Below are 19150 nucleotides of genomic sequence, written 5' to 3'. Positions count from 1 at the left end.
CCGGCCCAATTTCTGCAGTCATCGAGCACCAAGGATTGATCGACCATGACTACGTGGAGACGCACCCACACCTGCGGCCAGCTGCGCGACGAACACGTCGGGCAGACCGTCACCCTCACCGGCTGGGTGAACGCCTATCGAGATCACGGCCTGGGGCTGATCTTCGTCGATCTGCGTGACCGATACGGCCTGACGCAACTGGTGTTCGACACCGAGGACGCGAGCCAGAGCATTCTCGACATCGCGGACAAGCTGCGCAATGAGGACGTGGTTGCAGCGCGCGGGGTTGTGCGCATGCGCGACGGCGGTCCGAACCTGAAACTTGCGACGGGGCGCGTTGAGGTTGTGGTTGCGGAGGTGCAGATTCTTTCGAAGACTGTCAATCCGCCATTTCTGCCGCACGATGACAAGGGCGAACTTCCGGGTGAGGAGATTCGTCTGCGCAATCGGTTCATCGATCTTCGGCGGCCTCGGATGCAGCAGATTCTTGCGACGCGGCATCGAGTGGCGAAGGTGACGCGCGACTACTTCGACGAGCAGGGTTTTCTGGAGATCGAGACTCCGATGCTGTGTCGTTCGACGCCGGAGGGCGCGCGTGACTTTCTTGTGCCGTCGCGTTTGCAGCCGGGGCAGTGGTATGCGTTGCCGCAGTCGCCACAGTTGTTCAAGCAGATTCTGATGGTGGCGGGATGTGACCGGTATCTGCAGATTGTGCGGTGCTTTCGCGATGAAGACCCGCGAGCCGACCGGCAGGCGGAGTTCACGCAGATCGACCTTGAGATGTCGTTCATCGATCGTGATCTGGTTCTGGAGACGATGGAAGGATTTGCCAAGAGGCTGTGGGAGACGGCTGCGGGAGTCAAGTTGCCGACGATGCAGCGCATGACCTATCGCGATGCGATGGACAGGTATGGCATCGATCGCCCGGACACACGATTCGGGCTTGAACTGGTGGATGTCTCGGACCTTGCGGGAACAACGGACTTCAAGGTTTTTACGGGCGCGCTGGCCAAGCATCGCGGCGTGGTCAAGGTCATTCGAGTGCCGGGCGGGGCGGAGAAGCTGACCCGCAAGCTCACCGATGGCTACAGCGAATGGGTCAAGCAGTTTGGTGCCGGGGGTGTGCCGATCACGAAAGTGACTGCGACGGGACTTGAAGCGGGTATCGGTAAGTTCATCGAGCCGATTGCGGGTGCGCTGATCGAACGCACGGGCGCGCAGCCCGGCGATATGCTCCTCTTCGGAGCGGACACCTATGCGGTGTGCTCGAAGGTGCTCGGGGAGTTGCGACAGAAAATCGCACGCGATCTTGGGCTGATCCCTGAAGGGCAGTGGAATTTTCTGTGGGTTGTCGACTTCCCGATGTTCGAGTTCGACGAGAAGAGCGGGCGTTTTTATGCGCTGCATCACCCCTTTACCGCGCCGCGGGCCGATCAGGTTGAGAAGTTGATGGCTCTTGATCCTGAGGATCACAGCCAGGCCAATATCGATCTGGTCGAGTCGATCGTGTCGGACGGTTATGACATGATCTGCAACGGGTCGGAGATCGGGGGCGGGAGCATTCGTATTCATCGGCAGGACGTGCAAAGCCAGGTCTTCAGCCTGCTGGGTCTGAGCAAGGACGAAGCCAAGCAGAAGTTCAGTTTTCTGCTCGATGCGCTGAGTTTCGGTGCTCCGCCACACGGCGGGATCGCGTTCGGGCTCGATCGCATTGTCATGCACCTGTGCGGGACGGACAACATTCGCGACGTGATTGCATTCCCGAAGACCCAGACAGGTGCGGACCTGATGAGCCAGGCTCCGAACGCTGTGGATATTGCGCAGCTGAAGGAACTGCACGTCGTTTCGACGTGGGATCCGACAGGCTGAGCAGGCGAACAGGTGTAACCGGCCCATGGGCTGGTACCCTATGATGTGCCCGTGCAACGATTCAGATGGCGATATCTGGGCTCCTGCCCATTTACGTGTCCAGTGTGCCGGGATGCTGTCCTGCATGAGCGGTATCGCGTCGTCATCGAAGTCAAGCGACTTCTGGGCAAGTCCGTGGATCTGCCGTATTCGGACATGCTTCAGTGCCCGAAGTGCAATCATCAGTTACTTGTTGAGCGTGGTTTTGGCCAAGGTTTTCAACCCCACGAGCACGAGGACGCGTATGACGCGTTGGTTCGTATGGTCGGTCAAGACAACGTCGAAGTCGCTCTGGCCGATGCTTATCGCAATGCGCATGTGGACCTGATGTCGAGTGAATCTCGTTGGCACATGATTCTCAACGCATTTCGACATGCGAACTATCGGCAGCATGTCCCGACAGATGGGTCGCCGTTGCCCCAATCATGGGTGAGTCGACTAATGGTTCTTGGAATTTCCCTTGCGTTGAGTGGATTGGTCGGCGGAGTGGTGATCGGGATTGCGGCCGCAAGCCTTCCCACCCCTGCTTCGACGATCTCAGTCAATATTCTGTCAACTGCAGTGCTGTGTATCTGGTTATACCAGATTGGTTGGCACATCCGCGGGTTTTGTCGCGACTCGTCAACACATCTGCACCGCCGACTTTCGACAGGGCGCGTCCACAAATATCTGGCTCGCATGCTCACCAACCTTGATGTTGATGGCATTACGCTGCGCAACGCGATGACGACAGCTGGCGAAAACAAGTGGATCACCGCGAGCATCAATCCGGAAAAGGTGCTCGAGTTAATTGCGCATAACACCGCAGCTAAATCACAGACAAGCAGCGCAGATTCTCATGTGATTGTCAATTCCACGACCCAGAACCCTCCGGTGTCATGATTTCGCAACAAGTACGTTGAGAAGCACGAAAACAGAGCTGAGCAAGGACGAAGCCGAGCAGACGATCCACACTCAGCGAGAGTCGCGCGTCGGCGGACTTTTGAACAACTGCCACACCGGAACAAGGGCGAATCCGACGATCAAGGCGAGCGGGATGCCGTATCGAACGAGCCATTGGCCGGTGTGTGGACCAGCCCACATGTATGAGCCGCCCAGGGACTGAGGCATGCCGTCGGCGTAATGCAGCACTGTGTCGGGCGAGATGGCGATGACCACAAGATCGCGATTGGCAGGCCAGCCGAAGAGATTACTCCATCCGGCAACAAGCCATGCAGCGGCTGCGAGGACGATCAACAGACAGGCCATTGCAAGCAGCCGACGTGCGAGCATGAGCAACCTCCGAGAGAGCGGGATGATCCGAGTGTAGACAAAGTGCAGTTGGTACGGCTCGGGAGCAGTGAGAACGAACAGGGCCGCCTTTCTTTCGAAAGCCGGCCCCGCGTTGAAGTCCAGTGAGCCGCACATTGCGGCGAATGTGTCAGGAATGCGAAGCGTTGGTTTGCCCGCGATGAGGCTTGCGGCGGCGGGTGCGTTGCTGCGCGCCGGTCATGCCCGACGGGCGAGAGTTTCCGGAAGCGTCAGTATGCCCTGCGTCATTGGGTGGCCGGCTGTTGCGCACTCGGCGCGGACCGCCTGACTTTGAAGCGTTCTGGCGTGGTGCGCGTTCCTGGGTGATTGGAGCGGCGGGTTGGATGCGCGGCGGACGGCTTGCGATCAGGGCTGCAAAGTCAGGAAAATCACGTGCAACGGTGAGGCGGATCTGCGTGCGGCGTTCGATGGCCCCGAGAACGCCCTTTTCGTCGCGGTCGCAGAAGGATACTGCGATGCCACTGGCGCCAGCGCGAGCAGTGCGTCCGATGCGGTGGACATACGTCTCGGCGTCGATTGGCATATCGAAGTTGACGACATGCGTGATGTCGTCGACGTCGATGCCGCGCGATGCGATATCAGTGGCGACAAGGACGCGAGTCGCGCCATTGCGAAAGCCCTGCATGGCGCGTGTGCGGGCGTTCTGTGATTTGTTGCCGTGGATCGCCTCGGCGTTGATGCCTGCGCCATGAAGAAACTTGACGAGACGATCGGCCCCGTGTTTGGTGCGGGTGAAGACGAGCGTGCGGCCAACATCGCCTTGGCGAAGCAGGTGTTCGAGAAGCAGGGGCTTCTTGGCGCGTTCGATCATGTAGACACTTTGCGTGACCATGTCGGCTGTGGCCGATTCGCGAGCGGTCTGGACGTGCACCGGATCGCGCAGCATCGAATCGACGAGCGAGCGAATCTCGGGCGACACCGTGGCTGAAAAAAGGAGTGTCTGGCGTTCCTTGGGGACCATCGCCACGATCTTGCGAATGTCATTAATGAAGCCCATGTCGAGCATGCGGTCGGCCTCGTCGAGAACGAGAACCTCGATCGAGCGCAGATCGACGCAGCCCTGATTGATCAGGTCGAGCAGGCGGCCGGGCGTCGCGATGACGACATCGACCCCGCCTCGCATTGCGGCGACTTGCCGGGACTGGCTCACCCCGCCGAAGATGGCGGTGTGGCGCAGCGGCAAGCCTCGGCCATAAGCGATGAAACTTTCGAGAATCTGCGAAGCGAGTTCGCGTGTTGGGGCGAGAATGAGAGCACGCGGCGCGCGTCCGCCGTGCATTGGCTTGCGACCACCCTGTCGCTCACCATCGCGAGGCTCTGGTGTGAGTCTTTGGAGGATCGGAAGCGCGAAGGCACAGGTCTTGCCGGTGCCGGTCTGGGCACAGCCGAGCACGTCGCGACCTGCGAGCGCATGCGGAATGGCCTGTGCCTGAATGGGAGTAGGCGCGGTGTAGCCTTCGGCAGCGACAGCGCGAACGATGGGCTCTGACAGCCCCAGATCAATGAAACTCATGCTTTTGAACCTTGATATCCGGATGGATCGGGCGTTCCGGCGTGTGTGGAAGTTGCCGGAGTGCCTCTGGACGCACATCGCGTCCCCAACAAGCCGCCGGTAGTGAATCTGCTGTGTGGGTGGCCCCGATCATCCACGGATTCGCTGGAAGAATAGGTTCGGCGAGTCTGGAAGTCCAATTAGTACGATTTGTTCGATTGCATGGGCGAAGATCTCCGGCACCGGTGGCGGGGGCACGCGATGCCAAGGTGTCTGGTGGTTTCACGCAAGTCGGATCACTGTGTGCCCGCGAAATTGAAGAGTGACGCGCGTTCGATGCGGACACAACCGTCCAATTAGACGCTTGCACTACGCAAGCGAATGTAGTGGTTTGTCATGATTTTTGGGGGTTGTGTGCAATCACACTTCGAAAATGAAGACTCGGGTTGATTCAAGCCTGCATCCACGCGTGCCGATACCCGGATCGGCAAGGCAATGTTGCCTGCTGGAGAACATAGGCCATGAGTACCCCCAAGCACTTGTTCATGAACTCTGGAATCCGCAAGACTCGCAACACGCACACCGAGCACACTTCACACGACCAAACTGCCCCTGCGACTGAGTCGGAGAGCTACGAAACAAGCTGCGCTGTGAAGGCGGCAAGCGAGCATGCCAAGTTCGAACACGCTCAGCGCGACTTCGAAGCGTTGAGCAAGTCACTTGAGAAACACTCGATTGTTTCGGTGACTGATGCAAAAGGCAAGATTATCAAAGTCAACAACGCGTTCTGCGCGATCAGTGGATACTCACGCAAGGAACTCATCGGGCAAGATCATCGCTTGATCAACTCCGGATATCACGACAAGAAGTTCTGGTCGACGATGTGGCGCACAATCATGGCGGGCAAGCCTTGGCGCGGAGAAGTCTGCAATCGAGCCAAGGATGGTTCTCTCTACTGGGTTGACAGCATCATTGCCCCATTCTCGGACGCGGATGGAAAACTTGAATCGATCGTGTCGATTCGTAATGACATCACCCCCCGCAAACGTGGAGAACTCTCGCTGCACGAAACCTCCAGCCGACTGAGTCAGGCCGTGCAGATTGGAAACCTTGGCGTCTGGGACTGGGACTTGAACTCTGGGCTGGTGCACTGGGATACGAAGATGTTCGAGATCTATGGCCTCGCGCCGTCGCCCGACGGATTAGTCGAGTATGCGACCTGGACTGCTACTTTGGATCCTGATGATCTGGCCACGCAGGAAGCGATACTGCACGACACAATTGCGCGAGGCGGACGAAGCGAACGTGAGTTTCGTATTCGCCGACCCGACGGCACGACGCGGGTCATTCAGGCTGCTGACCTGGTTCGACTCAATGACCGCGGCAGACCCACTTCTGTCGTCGGAGTTAATCGCGACATCACAATTGAACGAGAGTCGCAGGCACGTCTCAAGAATTCGCTGGCAATCATCGAACGGCAAAACGTGGAACTGTCGGTCATGGCCGAGCGAGCGCACCGCGTGGTGGACGACGTCTCGCACGAGTTTCGTACACCGCTGTCGGTCATCAAGGAGTTCGCTTCGATCATTGCCGATGGACTCGCCGGCCCCGTCACTCCGGAGCAGGCGTCGTATCTGAAGATCATGGACGGCGCGGTGATGGATTTGAATCACATGGTCGAGGACCTGCTGGATTCGAGCAAGTTGCGGGCCGGCCGTCTTCGCGTGGATAGAAGGGCTCATGATGTCGCAAAAATACTGACGTCAGGCCGATCTGTCCTTTCTAACAAGGCTTCAGCACGGTCGATCGTAATCGAAGAGCGCATCGATCCTTGTCTGCCTCTCGTCTTTGCAGATGAGGAGAAAATTCGCCGTGTGGTCGGGAATCTCATGACCAATGCGATCAAGTTCTCGCCCGAACGAGCGTCGATCATTCTGGGGGCATCGTGCTCTGAGCAACCTGATGAAGTCATGATTTCGGTAACCGATCACGGCCCCGGTCTGACGCCCGAAGAGATGGATCGATTGTTCGGTCGATTCCAGCAGGTGTCCACATCGCGAACAGTTGCTGCAAAAGGCTTTGGCCTGGGGCTTAGCATCGCACAGGAACTCGCCTGGCTGAATTTGGGTTCACTATCCGTCCGAAGCGAGAAGGGCGAGGGAGCAACATTCTACTTCACGCTTCCAATCAATCAGCCCGAGTCGGTGCTCGAACACTACCTCAGGACCATTCGGACAAGTGAGAACACGGGAGAAGAAATTGCGGTGCTCAGGGCTGAAGTCGAGTGCCCAATCGGCAACAGCGAGCCCGATGAGCCTCAGTCATTTCTTGCGTCAGTCACGTACGCTACCGACTTGATCTATCCGATTGTGCTCGATCAATGCGACGCCAGCACAGAGCAGCCTCCGACGGCATTCTGGATCATTGGGCGCACGAAGTCTGCCGAGGCGTGGACCGACAGACTCCGCCGAACACGATCTCAACTCATGAGCGAGAACCAGATCGACCTGGCTCCACTCAGAATTGAAATGCTGGGGCATTGGAGTTTCAAATATCAGCTCGAGCGCGGGTTTGAGGATGTCAAGAACATGATTATCGGGGAGCAGATTCATGTCTCATAAAGTTCTCATCATCGATGATGAATGGATGATTGCGAGGGCACTCTCTGCCCGGCTCGGTGCTGCGGGCTTCGAAATGCACACTGCGTCCGATGGGTTCAGTGGCATCGAGGCTGCACGCAAGTTGCTTCCGGACGCAATCCTGCTCGACTTGCGTATGCCGGACATTGACGGATTTGAAGTCCTGCGTCGAATGCGTCTCGAACCAAGCCTTGGCATCATACCTGTCATCATTCTGACCGCAAATGTGCAAGACACCGTGCGGCAGGAGGCGCGAGTGCTCGGAACTGCCGGCTTCTTCTGCAAGCCATATGACCCCGAACTTCTCATTGCCTGTTTGAAGAGAGCCATCAGCAGGAAGAGCGTACTTTCATATGGAGAATCATCATGAGCACATTGAACTCGAAACACATTCTCATCGTCGACAATGACCCAGCGGTTGTAACTGCACTGGCAGCACGGCTCAGCGCAAACGGTTATCGCTGCACGACGGCCAACTGCGGCTCGCAAGCGCTCGCTCGATTTGATGCCGACCCCCCGGATCTCATCATTTCTGATCTGAACATGCCTCAGGGTGATGGCGTTGCGCTGGCTGAGAGCATTCGGCGCGTTTCGGTGATTCCGATCATTCTCATCAGTGGCTTCAAGGACGCGTATCGTAAGCAACTGCGGCATGTGCGCGACATCTTGTTTCTGCACAAGCCATTTGTGACCGAAGAACTTGTAAGGCTTGTGGCATCTGCGATTGCAGACACAGAACTTGCTGTTGCAGCATCGAGTCGCACAAGTGATTAACAATTATTGAACAGGAGGACCATGCTATGGCACATAAAATTCTGCTGGCAGATGACGACCAGAGTTTTCTTCACTCACTCGCTGTTCGTTTGCGGGCCGAGGGATTTGAGGTTTTGTGTGTGCAGGATTCGTATCAGGCCGTGGATCAGGCTCGCCGCAAGTGGCCGGATGTTATGATTCTCGATATCAACATGCCTGCGGGCGACGGCTTCACAGTCCAGGACCGCGTGGAGAAAATGGTCCACCTCAAAGGTGTTCCGGTGATCTACCTGACAGGTGAACGCTCGGAACGCGTTGCACAGATCGCGCGAGCGCACCAGGCCTTCGCGCTGATCTACAAGCCGTTCGACACAAGCGAACTGCTCTCGACCATCGGTGCGGCCCTCGATGCGCCGAGACCATGCCCGGCTTTGTGATCGGTGTCGCAAGGCAGGGTCGAGGTCTAGACCGGAAAGAGTGCGAACCAGGCGATCTGGAGCGTATACACCCAGCCATCGCTTGGCGCTACGCGATGCAAAGCACAAGGGTGACGTGGGTGGTCGACGAGCGGTGATTTATCAAACTGAGCGTCTCGTGAATATCGAGCCGTTGGCAATTGAGCCGCTGATTCTCGAGTGCCAGCCTTTAGGCCATCGTCGCATCGCTCGGCAGCCTCTTGAAACTCGCCACGTCGGTAGCACGCACCTTTGGAACGATCTGCTCCGCACTCGAACTCTGCGTTTCCAACAATGTATCCTCCGTAGCCCAGATTCAGAAACAGCACCCGAACCTGGACCGGTTTGATGGGGACAGGTCATCTTGGTGGCACGAACGAACCGCCCCTACAATCACGCCCGGGCCGGGGGTTCGGCCCGCTTTGCTCGCACCGCCCTGTGCCGCCGCCCGCGGCCATAACGAAAGGTCAATGTCTCTCATGCCCACCCGCATCGGAATCAATGGCTTCGGTCGCATCGGTCGCCTCGTCTATCGCGCCGCCTGCCAGCAGGGCGATGTCGAAGTCGTCGCTGTCAACGATCTAGTCCCCTCCGACAACCTGGCGTATCTGCTCAAGTACGACACCATGCACGGCCGCTTCACCATCGGCGGCAAACCCGCCAGCGTCGAGGCCGCCGAAGGCTCGTTCACCGTCAACGGCCGCACCACGCGCACGCTCGCCGAGCGCGACCCGACCAACATCCCCTGGGGCGACATGGGCGTCGATTACGTCCTTGAATCAACCGGTCTCTTCACCGACTACGACGGCGCGGCCAAGCACATCGCCTCAGGCCCCGCGGGCAAGGGCGCCAAGCGTGTGCTCATCAGCGCCCCGACCAAGAGCACCGACACCGTCAAGACCCTGTGCTACAAGGTTAATCACGAGCAGTACGACCCCAAGACCGATGTGATCGTCTCCAACGCCAGCTGCACCACCAACTGCCTGGCACCCATCACCAAAGTCATCCTCGACACCTTCGGCTTCGAGGAAGGCCTGATGACCACCGTCCACGCCGCCACCGCGACCCAGCCCACGCAGGATGGACCATCGAAGAAGGACTGGCGCGGCGGTCGCAACGCCTACATGAACATCATCCCCGCCAGCACCGGCGCCGCCAAAGCCGTGGGCCTGTGCATCCCGCCGGTCAAGGGCAAACTGACGGGCATGAGTTTCCGCGTGCCCACCGCCGATGTTTCGTGCGTCGATCTGACCTTCCGCACCAGCCGACCGACGAGCATGACCGACATCAACGCCGCCATGAAGGCCGCCGCCAGCGGGCCGATGAAGGGCGTGCTGGCCTACACCGAAGAAGAAGTCGTGTCGAGCGATTTCATCGGCGATGCCCACAGCAGCATCTACGACGCCAAGGCCGGCATCGAACTCAACGACCGATTCTTCAAGATCGTCTCGTGGTACGACAACGAAGCGGGCTACGCCCACCGCTGCCTCGACATGCTGCGCTTCATGGCGGGCAAGGACGCGTAAATTCCGATCGACTCACTCACCCGACGCAGGCCCGACGGCACGCGCCGGGCCTGCACAGCACGGAGCAGCGCGATGGGCCTGAATGACCTGAAGTACAAACTCGGCGATGTCGGAACGAACCTGAAATACAAGATGGACGATGTCAAGGGCTCAGGCAAGGGCAAGACGATCATCCTCGGCGGCGGCATCGGCCTCGTGCTCCTCGTCGTCTTCTTGCTGGTCTGGCTACCCCGGCTCACAGGCGGTAGCGGCCCCAGCGAGGCGGTCCGCATCGCCGAGCATCGCGGCACCGATCAGCAATGGATCGACAAGGCCAACGCCGCCATCGCAAATGACCCTCGCTTCGCAAACGTCGTCATCGAATCGGGCGCCACCGAAGACGGCGCGGCCATCATCCGCGTGCGCGGCCGCGTCGCGAGCATGACCGAACGCATGGCACTTCTGGGCAAGTTCGTCGAGGTCGGTAAACGCGACAACGTGTCCGTCGAAGTCGAGGTCGCAGGGTAGCCGTTGCCCGCCATGCATCACCCCAGCGCCACGCAAACCGCTGCTGTTCTGGCCATCGGCGACGAACTGATCCTGGGCCAGACCCTCGACACCAACACGCAGTGGATCGCAGCCCGCCTGACTGAACTCGGTTTCATAGTGCGCGAGCATGTGACGCTGGCTGACGATCAAGCGACCATCGCCGCCGCCATCACACGCCTGACACGCGACGCGAGCCTGCTGATCGTCACCGGGGGGCTCGGCCCCACCGCCGATGATCTCACGCGGCACGCACTGGCCGACGCGATGGGCCAAACACTTATCACCGACGACGCCGCACTCGCCGCGATCGAAGCCTGGTACACCGGGCGCGGCCGACGCATGCCCGCCACCAACCGCGTGCAGGCCCTGAGGCCCGCCGGCGCCGCCATGATCGACAACCCACACGGCACAGCGCCCGGACTGGCCGCCACGATCGGCGATTGCCGCATCTCCTGCCTGCCCGGCCCGCCGCGCGAGATGAAGCCGATGTTCGAGCGGGTCCTCACGCCGCTGGCCGCCGGCATCGGCACAATCAGGTGCCGCGTGCTCTCGACCTTTGGGCTGGGGGAAAGCGCCGTGGCCGAGCAACTCGCAAGCCTCATGGACCGCACCCGCAACCCGCTGGTCGGCACCACCGCAAGCCAGGGCGTCGTGAGCGTGCGCCTGCGGGCGACCGGACTCGATGAGGCCGCGCTCGACCAGACTGAGCAGCTCGTACGCAGCGCGCTGGGCGATTTCGTCTTCGCGCGCGACGTCTCGCTGGCCGAACACATCGTTACGCGCCTGCGCAAACGCAGTGAAACTCTCGCGACGGTCGAGAGCTGCACGGGCGGACTCGTCGGCAGCGCGCTGACCGACATCGCAGGCGCAAGCGCAACATACCTCGGCGGACTCGTGACCTACACCAACGAGCTCAAGACCGCACTGGCCGGTGTCGAGCCCGCCATCATCGCCGAGCACGGCGCCGTCAGCTGCGCGTGCGCCATCGCCATGGCCGAAGGCACCCGCTCGCGACTTGGCGCAACCCACGCCGTCGCCGTCACCGGCATCGCCGGACCCGAAGGCGGCAGCGAAGCAAAACCCGTCGGCACCGTATGGTTCGCGCTGGCCTCAGAAAACTTGCCAACCGACGTGCGCCGATTCAGGTTCCCCGGCGACCGCACAAGTGTGCGAACCTGGGCCGCTGCAACGGCACTGGCGATCGTGCGGCTGCGCCTCGATGACGTGGCGACGCCGATGCTCTTTGAACAGACTCAGGCCTGACTCGCACGCGCCTTGGGCCACCACAGATCGCACACCACCAGCACCAGTGCCGCCACCAGCCCGATCTGATACGCAATCCCGCCAACAAGAATCACCTCGACCAGCACCGCGTGCTGCCGCGCCGGCACCCACGCCCCCAGATCTGCACACAGCCCCACTGCCGTCACCACACTCACCAAACCCACGATCACGCCCGGCAACCGCGTCAGCGCCAGCAAACCAAGCACCACAATCGTCAATGACGCCAGCCCCAGCACATGCGTGTGCAGACTCGCATACAGAATCTTCTCATCGACCGGCTTGATCGTGCGCGAGATCGACAGCGCCCGCACATCGTCGAAATACTCAAGCGACATCTTCGGCATCGCATCCGGTCCGGTCGCGCTGCGCGCATGACACGACACACAGTTACCGACGATGATCTCTTCGGGCGCCAGATCGCCCAGGTCAAAGTTGTCGTAATCCTGTGCAAGCCTGTCACTCTTGAGCCAGGAGATCAAGGCGTCGCGCTCGCGCTGGGGCAACTCCGGCGGGTGCCCGCTCTCGAGCGCCTTGAGCATCGGTGGATACGTCGTCAGGCCGTGATAGTGCGCTCGAATGTCATCGAACGTAAATCCAGGCCTCTCGTCGCGATTCTCCTGAAACTTCTTCATGTACAGGCCCGACGCCGCGCACCCGAACACCACCAGCAGTGCCAGCAGCGTCAGCGCCAAACGCACGCCAACCCCGAAATCCCTCAGTCGCAACGCCGGCTTGGCCATCCGCGTCCCCTTGCATTCCCAAACCGATTAGCTCACCCGCAGATCGCTCTCGGCAATCGAAACCGTCTGCCCGGTCGCGACCGCCTGCGCCGCCTTGATGCCCACAACCGTCGCGCGATAGCCTTCCTCAGCCGAGCACGCGACATTCGCCCCGCTCGCCACACTCTTGAGAAAGTCGCCCACCGCATAATACAGCGGAGCGTGCGGCAGACCGATGCCTTCCTGCAACTTGCCCTGCGACGCCAACTGCGTAGCGCCCGCGATCAGCGTGATGCCCTCATCATTGTGGAACTGCTGGCGATTCGCATAAACCTCCCACCCCTGTGTCGGGGCGTCGGCCTCCTTGAACATCCACGCGTGCGTTCCCGCAAGCTTGATCGCAGCATTGGTCCCGAACAGCGTCTCGAACGTCCCGCCATACGAGTTGGCCAGCGTCGCGTCATACGTCATCACAGCGCCATCCTCGAACGCCAGTTGGCAACTGATCGTGTCCGCGACTTCGCGCCCGTCGCGGTGCAGCCGCACCGAACCGAGCCCGCGCACCGACACCGGATACTTCCCCGTGAACCAGCACACCGTATCGATCTGCTGCGTGCCCAGTTCGCCAGCCAGACCGAGCGTCACGTCAGGGTCGAGCCGCCAGTTGAGCGCGCGGTCGCGATCCGGGCTGTCGGCCGGCACGCGCCACGACGCCTTGCGGTTCTGCTGCGCGTGAATGCTCACCAGATCGCGCACCGAATCGGACCGGAAGAACGATCGCGCCAGCGTGTACACCGGATTCGACCGCCCCTGCATGCCCGACTGAAACACCGTCCCCGCCGACCGCGCCGCACGCGCGATCGCAGCCGCATCTTCGATCGTCGAGGCCAGAGGCCCATCGCAATACACATGCTTGCCCGCCGCGATGCAATCCTCAACTGGCTTGCGATGCAGATGCGTCGGCGTCGCGATGAACACCGCGTCAAAGGTATCAGCCTTGTCGAGCAGTGCCTCGTGCGCCGCGTAGCCGATGGCGCCGCGCGTCCGCCTCAGACCCGCATCGAGTCGCGTTGAATCCACGTCACACAGCGCCGCGATCTCCACCCCATCAATCTTCGCAAGTTCACCGATGATGGCCCGGCCCTGCCGCCCCGCACCGATGATCGCCACACGCACCGCCGCACCCGAAAATCCAAACGCATACAGACTCTTAGGCATCAGCGCAAAAGCTGCCAGGCCGGCGGTCTGACCAAGAAATGTCCGACGATCCGATTCAAACATGCCGTTCACCTTCCGTCTTGAGTCCCATTCGTCACGAACACTGCGTCTTGCTGCTCGACCTTCCAGCAACCATCTCCCGCGATCGCGCTCGACAGATTTACGGGCATCCTATGCGGCCTCTGCCCGAGAACCACCAATGCCGTCGCCCAGGCGTCGGCCTCGGCTGCCGATGCCCCTGCCACCGCCGCCGCCCGTGCCCCTCGCGCAGGCTTCCCGCAACGGACATCCATCACATGCCCGACCATCAACCCATCCTCAACTCTCTCCCGCCCGCTCGGCGACGACACTGACAACGCACCATCCCGCAAATGCACATCCAGCAACCCCGCCTCGCTCGCTCCAGAAGGCACCTGCACTCGCCACGCCCCCACCCCCGGAGGCGACCCGATCGCGACCACCGTGCTCGTCCCCCCGTGAATGATCCCCCGCTCCACCCCCAGCGCCCGCATCCGCTCCCACACCCGATCGAGCGCATACCCCTTGGCCACGCCCCCAAGGTCCAGCTCCACCCCCGCTCCGAGCTTCACGCTGCTGTTCGCCTCGTCGATCTCGACCGACTCGAACCCACCAGCCACTGCCCCAGCCGCTGGCCCCACTTCTCCCCGAAACCCCCACCGTCGCATCAGCCCTCCGACAGCCGGATCAAACGCCCCATCCGACTCCTCCCACACCCGTCGGCACAGCATCAGCAACTCCAGCAGATCGCGATCAATCTCGACCCACCGCTCCGCCCCGAGTGCATTGACCCGCGACAGCAGACTGCCCCGATCGAAAACACTCAGCCTCGCATGCTGCTCTTGAATCTCCGCAATCGCCTCTTCACCGACCGCGCGCAAAAAAGACTCGTCCTGACCGTTCAGGACGAGTTCAAAGCGGGTCCCCATCGCGTGCGTCGCCAGACGGACGTTCACGCTCTCCATAGGGTCGATCTCAGAGCTTGCGAGCGCGCATCGTCTCAGGGTCGAATCCGTATGCCGCACCATCCCACATCGACCGTGTCGCAAGATCCACCGCGACCATGACCTTGGTGGCCAGTTCCACGTTGCTGATGGCCGGCTCGCGGTTGCGCATGCACTGCCACCAGTTCAGACGCAGTTTCTCCTGATCGTTGCCGATGTCCGCGCATTCGACCGTCCGCGCATCGATGTCATCGACATACAGCCGCTCGGGGCGAATCACGACATGCCGGCTGTTGAGGAACATATTCCCCTTGTGCCCGCGAATCAGCGTCTCAAGCCCGACCTCATTGGCAGTCGAACCCGCGATGATCATCGTGTGCCCGTCCTCGAACTCCACGTTCAGATTCACCGTGTCGTGATTCTCCATCTTCTTGTCGACGTAGTGCCCGCCCGAAGCGCACACCCGCGTCGGCCAGCCCGAATCAAGCGCCATGATCAGAGGCGTGATCTCGTGCACCAGCAGATCGCCCACGATGCCGGTCGAGAAGTCCTTGTACCGGCGCCACCGGGCGTAGATCTCGGGGCTCCAGGGCCGCTTGGGCAAATCGCCCAGCCACGCTTCCCAGTCCATGTTCACCCCGGGCTGCCACTTTGGATCCAGCCCGTAGTACAACCACTCCCCGTCTTTCGAGTTGCGGCAATAACTCGTCTGGCTCATCGTCGGCTTGCCGATCGCACCTTCCTTGATCAGGCGACGCGCTTCGATGTACTTGGGCAGGATGATCTTCTGTGTGCCGACGCAGAAGATCCGGTCCGGATTCTTCAGCACCACTTCGCGCAGCGCCAGACCCTCTTCAAGACGCAGCGTCATCGGCTTCTCGCAGTAGACATCCTTGCCCGCCATCAGCGCGTCGGTGCAGTGCTTGCCGTGCCAATGCTCGGGGCTGGCCACCAGCACACCATGAATGTCATCGCGTTCCAGCAGTTTGCGATAGTCCGTGTACTGATCGACCGTAATGCCCTGTTCGCTCTCGCACCGACGGTGTGCGTCGGCCATGCGCACCTGGTTCACATCCGCAAGCGCGACAATCTGCACGTTCTCTTCGCCACGCTTGGCCATCGCCATCGTGCTCTGGCAATGCCCCGTGCCCATGCCGCCCGTGCCGATGACCGCCATGCGAATCGTCTCGCCCGGCGCCAGCCTCACAGCCTTCTTCTTCGACCGCTCCGCCACGAACGCCGGCTTGCCCGCACGGTTGCTCGCAGCAGCCGAACCCGCGATCGCTGCAACCCCCGCAACCGCGACGGCTTGACCAAGGAAACTTCTTCTCGACTGCTCAGACACTCGTTGCTCAGACATTCTCATGCACTCCGCATCGTGCCTGCTGGCACGAGATCCCATAGGTTCCTGCGGCTTCGACCCGCAGCCAAACACCAGCATATCCGATTCTCAGCCCCGCTCAACCCAAATCTCTGCTCCAGGCTGTCGAATCACACCACCCGGGAGACTACCCCTCTCCACCAGATCCCTCCTTCAAAGGCTTTCCACTGAAAAACAGGAAGAACACCACCATCACAACCCCCGCAAAGATCGCAGGGGCCATCCACACACTCTGCCAATCTGTCGCCTGCATATACAACCGCGACGATTCCGCCCACAACCGATCCACCTCCGGCACATTCCCGCCCTTGGCGAGTTCCGTGGCCTGTTCACGCAACGCCTTGGCCTGCGTCACCAGCAGGTCAAAATCGTCGGCCTTATACAGGTCAACCAATCGGCCCGATGCCTTCGCACCGATCAGCATCCCGAGACCCTGTGTGATGAGTACCAGGAACCCCTGCGCAGCTCCGCGGATCTTCTTGCTCGCCCGCTTATCCACATAGATCTGCCCGGTCACAAAGAAGAAGTCATAGCAGATCCCGTGCAGAATAATGCCCGCCAACACCATCCACCGCACCTGCTCATCCGCCGCCTGGGCAAAGAACACATACCGCAATACCCACGCACCCATGCCCACCAGCAGCATCCATTTCACACCAAGCCGCACAAAGAACAGCGGCATCACAATCATGAAGAAAATCTCGGACATCTGCCCCAGCGTCATTGTCGTCGCGATCTGCCTGAAACCCGTTTCCCCCACATACTGCCCCGCAAATGCGTAGTACGCCGCCAGCGGAATGCAGATCAGAAACGAGCACAAGACAAACACCGCAAACGAACGATCCTTGAGCATCGACAATGCATCAAGCCCCAACGCATCGCGCACCGAAAACGCCGTCCCCTTGGCCGGTGGTGGCGTATGAGGCAACGAAAAACTGTACAGCCCCAGCAACACGCCCGAACCACCCGCCACATAGAACATCCGCGCATCGGTGTCGAACCCAAGCCGCGAGATTGTCAGCCCCGCCACAATCCATCCAATCGTCCCCCACACCCGAATCAGCGGGAACTGCTTCTCCTGATTCGTCATGTTGTGAAACGCCAGCGTATTGGTAAGCCCCAGCGTCGGCATGTAGCACAGCATGTGCAGCAGAACCGCCGCAAGAAACAAGTTTGGGCTCCGCTCCATCGCCAGTGGTGCCGCCATCAGCAGCACCCCGCCCAGCACGTGCATCACACCCAGCACACGCTCTGTCGGAAAGAACCGGTCCGCAATCATGCCCAGGAAAAACGGGCTGAAGATCGCCGCAATCGGTCCCAGCGAATACGCCGAACCGATGAACGATCCTTCCATCTTCAAGTTGGCCAAGTAAGGCCCCATCGTCACATACCACGCCCCCCACAGAAAAAACTGCAGAAACATCATGATGCTCAGCCGCATCCCGATCAGACCGCCCTTGCCCAACGCTGGTTCACTCATGCCTGACGTACCCTTCTTCTGCTCAGCGCACGCCCGTGCGCCCTATTGATCGCTCATTCGGCCTTCGGCTCTGCGCTCGCAGGCACTATCTCCCGAATCCGCACATCACGATACATGATTTCGTTCCCCGGGTGGTGGCCCTGCAGCGCAATATGCCCACGCGAGAACTCTTCCAACTCCGCATCCACCATCGCCACGCCGTTGATCCACGTCTGAATCCGATTCCCTATCGCTAAAATCCGGTAGTCAAACCACGCGTCATCGCGCGTGACCGGCAACGTTGCCTTAGGCCACGCCTTGTTGTACACACTCCCCGTAAAATTCCTCGGGTCGTGGTTATCCACCTGCGCCTCATAGCCCGTCGGCCACGAATCGCGGTTCTGCGCGTTCGGCACCGTTCTGAAGTAGATCCCGCTGTTGCCCCGCCTGTTCACCTTCACCAGCGCCCGCAACTCGAAATCGCCAAACTCCCGTTCGCTGAACAGGTGCCCCGGGCCGTCACGCCCCACCAGCGTCCCCTCCACCACTTCCCACCGTGCAATCCCCGTCTTGAACCACCCGCTCGTGTCGCGCCCGTTGAACAATGACTCATAGCCCCCGCCATCGAGCCCTTCCGGTTCCGGGTCCGGCGACAGATCCCGCACCTCGATCTTCCGATACCGCACCGCGTGCCCGTGATCCTGAAGCGCAATATACCCCGTCGTCAGGCGATCCTTCAGCGGCATCGCGTCCTCAACCCGATGATGATGCCCGCGCTCATCGAGTTTCTGGGCAGTGTGAATCTGCTCGCCATTGAGCCACACATCCAGCGTGTCGCGCACCACCCGAATCCGCATCGAGTTCCATTCGCCCGCCGGCTTGACCGCCTGCTTCGTCGGCGCGATCGCGTTGTACACCGCGCCGCAATGTTGCACCGTCGGCTCTTTGCCAAACGAATCAAATACCTGAACCTCGAACCCCGTAAACGCCGGATCGCCCACACTCGAACCCCGAATCCCCACCCCGCTGTTCGCACCCGGAGGCAGCCAGAACTCCAGCCTCAGATCCACATCGCGGTACATCTTGGCCGTCCGCAGCCACCAGCCCTTGCCGGGCTTGGCCACGACGATCTCCCCGTCCTGCACCGCCCAGGCTCCTTCCTCGCCCACCTGCACCCAGCCTTTGAGGCTCTGGCCGTCAAACAAAGGCTTCCAGATGTGACTCGGATCGATCCATCGCCCCGCCAGCGCCTCGCCATCGCCTGTGGCAGAACCCGCATCGCTTGGCAGACCGATCGCCAACCCCAAGGCAGCGGTAAGAATTAGCCGCATCCAGTTTCGCATCATCGCAACGTCCTCCCCGAGGCTTGAGCAAAGCCCTGCGCGGAGTGTACCAGATTGCTCCTGAACCGGCGTTCTGTTTTTGCCGTGCCTGATGCTCAGCCAATGGGCCAGGTGGGACTCGAACCCACACTCCCCTTTCAGGGACGCGGATTTTAAGTCCGCTGCGTCTGCC

General features: G+C 60.6%; 17 protein-coding genes. 9 read left to right on the top strand and 8 right to left on the bottom strand.

Annotated features, from left to right (window positions below; translation table 11 throughout):
- Positions 1-45: 45 nt before the first annotated feature.
- Positions 46-1869, top strand: coding sequence for an aspartate--tRNA ligase (gene aspS, locus KF757_12550; GenBank protein ID MBX3323809.1), 1824 nt, complete (start codon positions 46-48; stop codon positions 1867-1869).
- Between the two features lie 174 nt (positions 1870-2043).
- Complete coding sequence (locus tag KF757_12545; GenBank protein MBX3323808.1) at positions 2044-2790, top strand: hypothetical protein; 747 nt, start codon at positions 2044-2046, stop codon at positions 2788-2790.
- Between the two features lie 72 nt (positions 2791-2862).
- Here the strand turns inward: KF757_12545 and KF757_12540 are convergent, their stop codons facing one another.
- Both KF757_12540 and KF757_12535 read right to left on the bottom strand, forming a co-directional pair.
- Positions 2863-3180, bottom strand: a complete 318-nt coding sequence (locus KF757_12540) for a hypothetical protein (GenBank protein MBX3323807.1) — start codon at positions 3178-3180, stop codon at positions 2863-2865.
- Positions 3181-3328: 148 nt separating this feature from the next.
- Positions 3329-4732 carry a DEAD/DEAH box helicase gene (locus KF757_12535; protein MBX3323806.1) on the bottom strand — a complete coding sequence of 468 codons (1404 nt, stop codon included), beginning with the start codon at positions 4730-4732 and terminating at the stop codon, positions 3329-3331.
- Positions 4733-5232: 500 nt separating this feature from the next.
- Here KF757_12535 and KF757_12530 point away from each other — a divergent pair, with 500 nt between their 5' ends.
- The 7 genes from KF757_12530 (at position 5233) to KF757_12500 (ending at position 11875) form a co-directional block, all read left to right on the top strand.
- Positions 5233-7332 (top strand): PAS domain S-box protein, encoded by a 2100-nt coding sequence (locus KF757_12530; protein ID MBX3323805.1) that lies wholly within the window; start codon positions 5233-5235, stop codon positions 7330-7332.
- Positions 7322-7720, top strand: a complete 399-nt coding sequence (locus KF757_12525; GenBank protein ID MBX3323804.1) for a response regulator — start codon at positions 7322-7324, stop codon at positions 7718-7720. Before KF757_12530 ends, KF757_12525 begins: the two co-directional genes overlap by 11 nt.
- Entirely contained in the window at positions 7717-8124 is a 408-nt protein-coding gene (locus tag KF757_12520; protein ID MBX3323803.1) for a response regulator, read from the top strand. The genes KF757_12525 and KF757_12520 overlap by 4 nt, the downstream gene beginning before the upstream one ends.
- Before the next feature lie 26 nt (positions 8125-8150).
- The gene (locus KF757_12515; protein MBX3323802.1) at positions 8151-8540 is read left to right on the top strand and encodes a response regulator; all 390 of its coding nucleotides are present in this window, start codon (positions 8151-8153) and stop codon (positions 8538-8540) included.
- A gap of 497 nt (positions 8541-9037) precedes the next feature.
- Complete coding sequence (gene gap, locus KF757_12510) at positions 9038-10084, top strand: type I glyceraldehyde-3-phosphate dehydrogenase (protein ID MBX3323801.1); 1047 nt, start codon at positions 9038-9040, stop codon at positions 10082-10084.
- A 72-nt stretch (positions 10085-10156) separates the two neighbouring features.
- Complete coding sequence (locus KF757_12505; protein ID MBX3323800.1) at positions 10157-10591, top strand: hypothetical protein; 435 nt, start codon at positions 10157-10159, stop codon at positions 10589-10591.
- Between the two features lie 12 nt (positions 10592-10603).
- On the top strand, positions 10604-11875 hold the full coding sequence (locus tag KF757_12500; GenBank protein MBX3323799.1) for a competence/damage-inducible protein A: 1272 nt from the start codon (positions 10604-10606) through the stop codon (positions 11873-11875).
- On the opposite strand, the gene KF757_12495 is transcribed toward KF757_12500, so the two are convergent.
- From KF757_12495 to KF757_12470, 6 genes are all read right to left on the bottom strand, one after another.
- A complete protein-coding gene (locus KF757_12495) occupies positions 11866-12636 on the bottom strand; it encodes a hypothetical protein (GenBank protein ID MBX3323798.1) in 771 nt (256 codons plus the stop codon). The two genes, KF757_12500 and KF757_12495, sit on opposite strands and share 10 nt — an antisense overlap.
- 27 nt (positions 12637-12663) lie before the next feature.
- On the bottom strand, positions 12664-13896 hold the full coding sequence (locus KF757_12490) for a Gfo/Idh/MocA family oxidoreductase (protein MBX3323797.1): 1233 nt from the start codon (positions 13894-13896) through the stop codon (positions 12664-12666).
- Positions 13897-13901: 5 nt separating this feature from the next.
- Positions 13902-14816 (bottom strand): FAD:protein FMN transferase, encoded by a 915-nt coding sequence (locus tag KF757_12485; GenBank protein ID MBX3323796.1) that lies wholly within the window; start codon positions 14814-14816, stop codon positions 13902-13904.
- Positions 14817-14826: 10 nt separating this feature from the next.
- Positions 14827-16155: a Gfo/Idh/MocA family oxidoreductase gene (locus tag KF757_12480; protein MBX3323795.1), complete on the bottom strand. Its 1329-nt coding sequence runs from the start codon at positions 16153-16155 to the stop codon at positions 14827-14829.
- A gap of 148 nt (positions 16156-16303) precedes the next feature.
- The gene (locus tag KF757_12475) at positions 16304-17656 is read right to left on the bottom strand and encodes a nucleoside permease (protein ID MBX3323794.1); all 1353 of its coding nucleotides are present in this window, start codon (positions 17654-17656) and stop codon (positions 16304-16306) included.
- A 53-nt stretch (positions 17657-17709) separates the two neighbouring features.
- Positions 17710-18981 (bottom strand): DUF1080 domain-containing protein, encoded by a 1272-nt coding sequence (locus KF757_12470; GenBank protein ID MBX3323793.1) that lies wholly within the window; start codon positions 18979-18981, stop codon positions 17710-17712.
- Positions 18982-19150 lie beyond the last annotated feature (169 nt).

Source organism: Phycisphaeraceae bacterium (genome assembly GCA_019636795.1).
In the GTDB taxonomy this organism is placed as follows: Bacteria; Planctomycetota; Phycisphaerae; order Phycisphaerales; family UBA1924; genus JAHBWW01.
The sequence above is the reverse complement of the archived record's forward strand: the minus strand, read 5'-3'. Positions and strand labels throughout refer to the sequence as shown.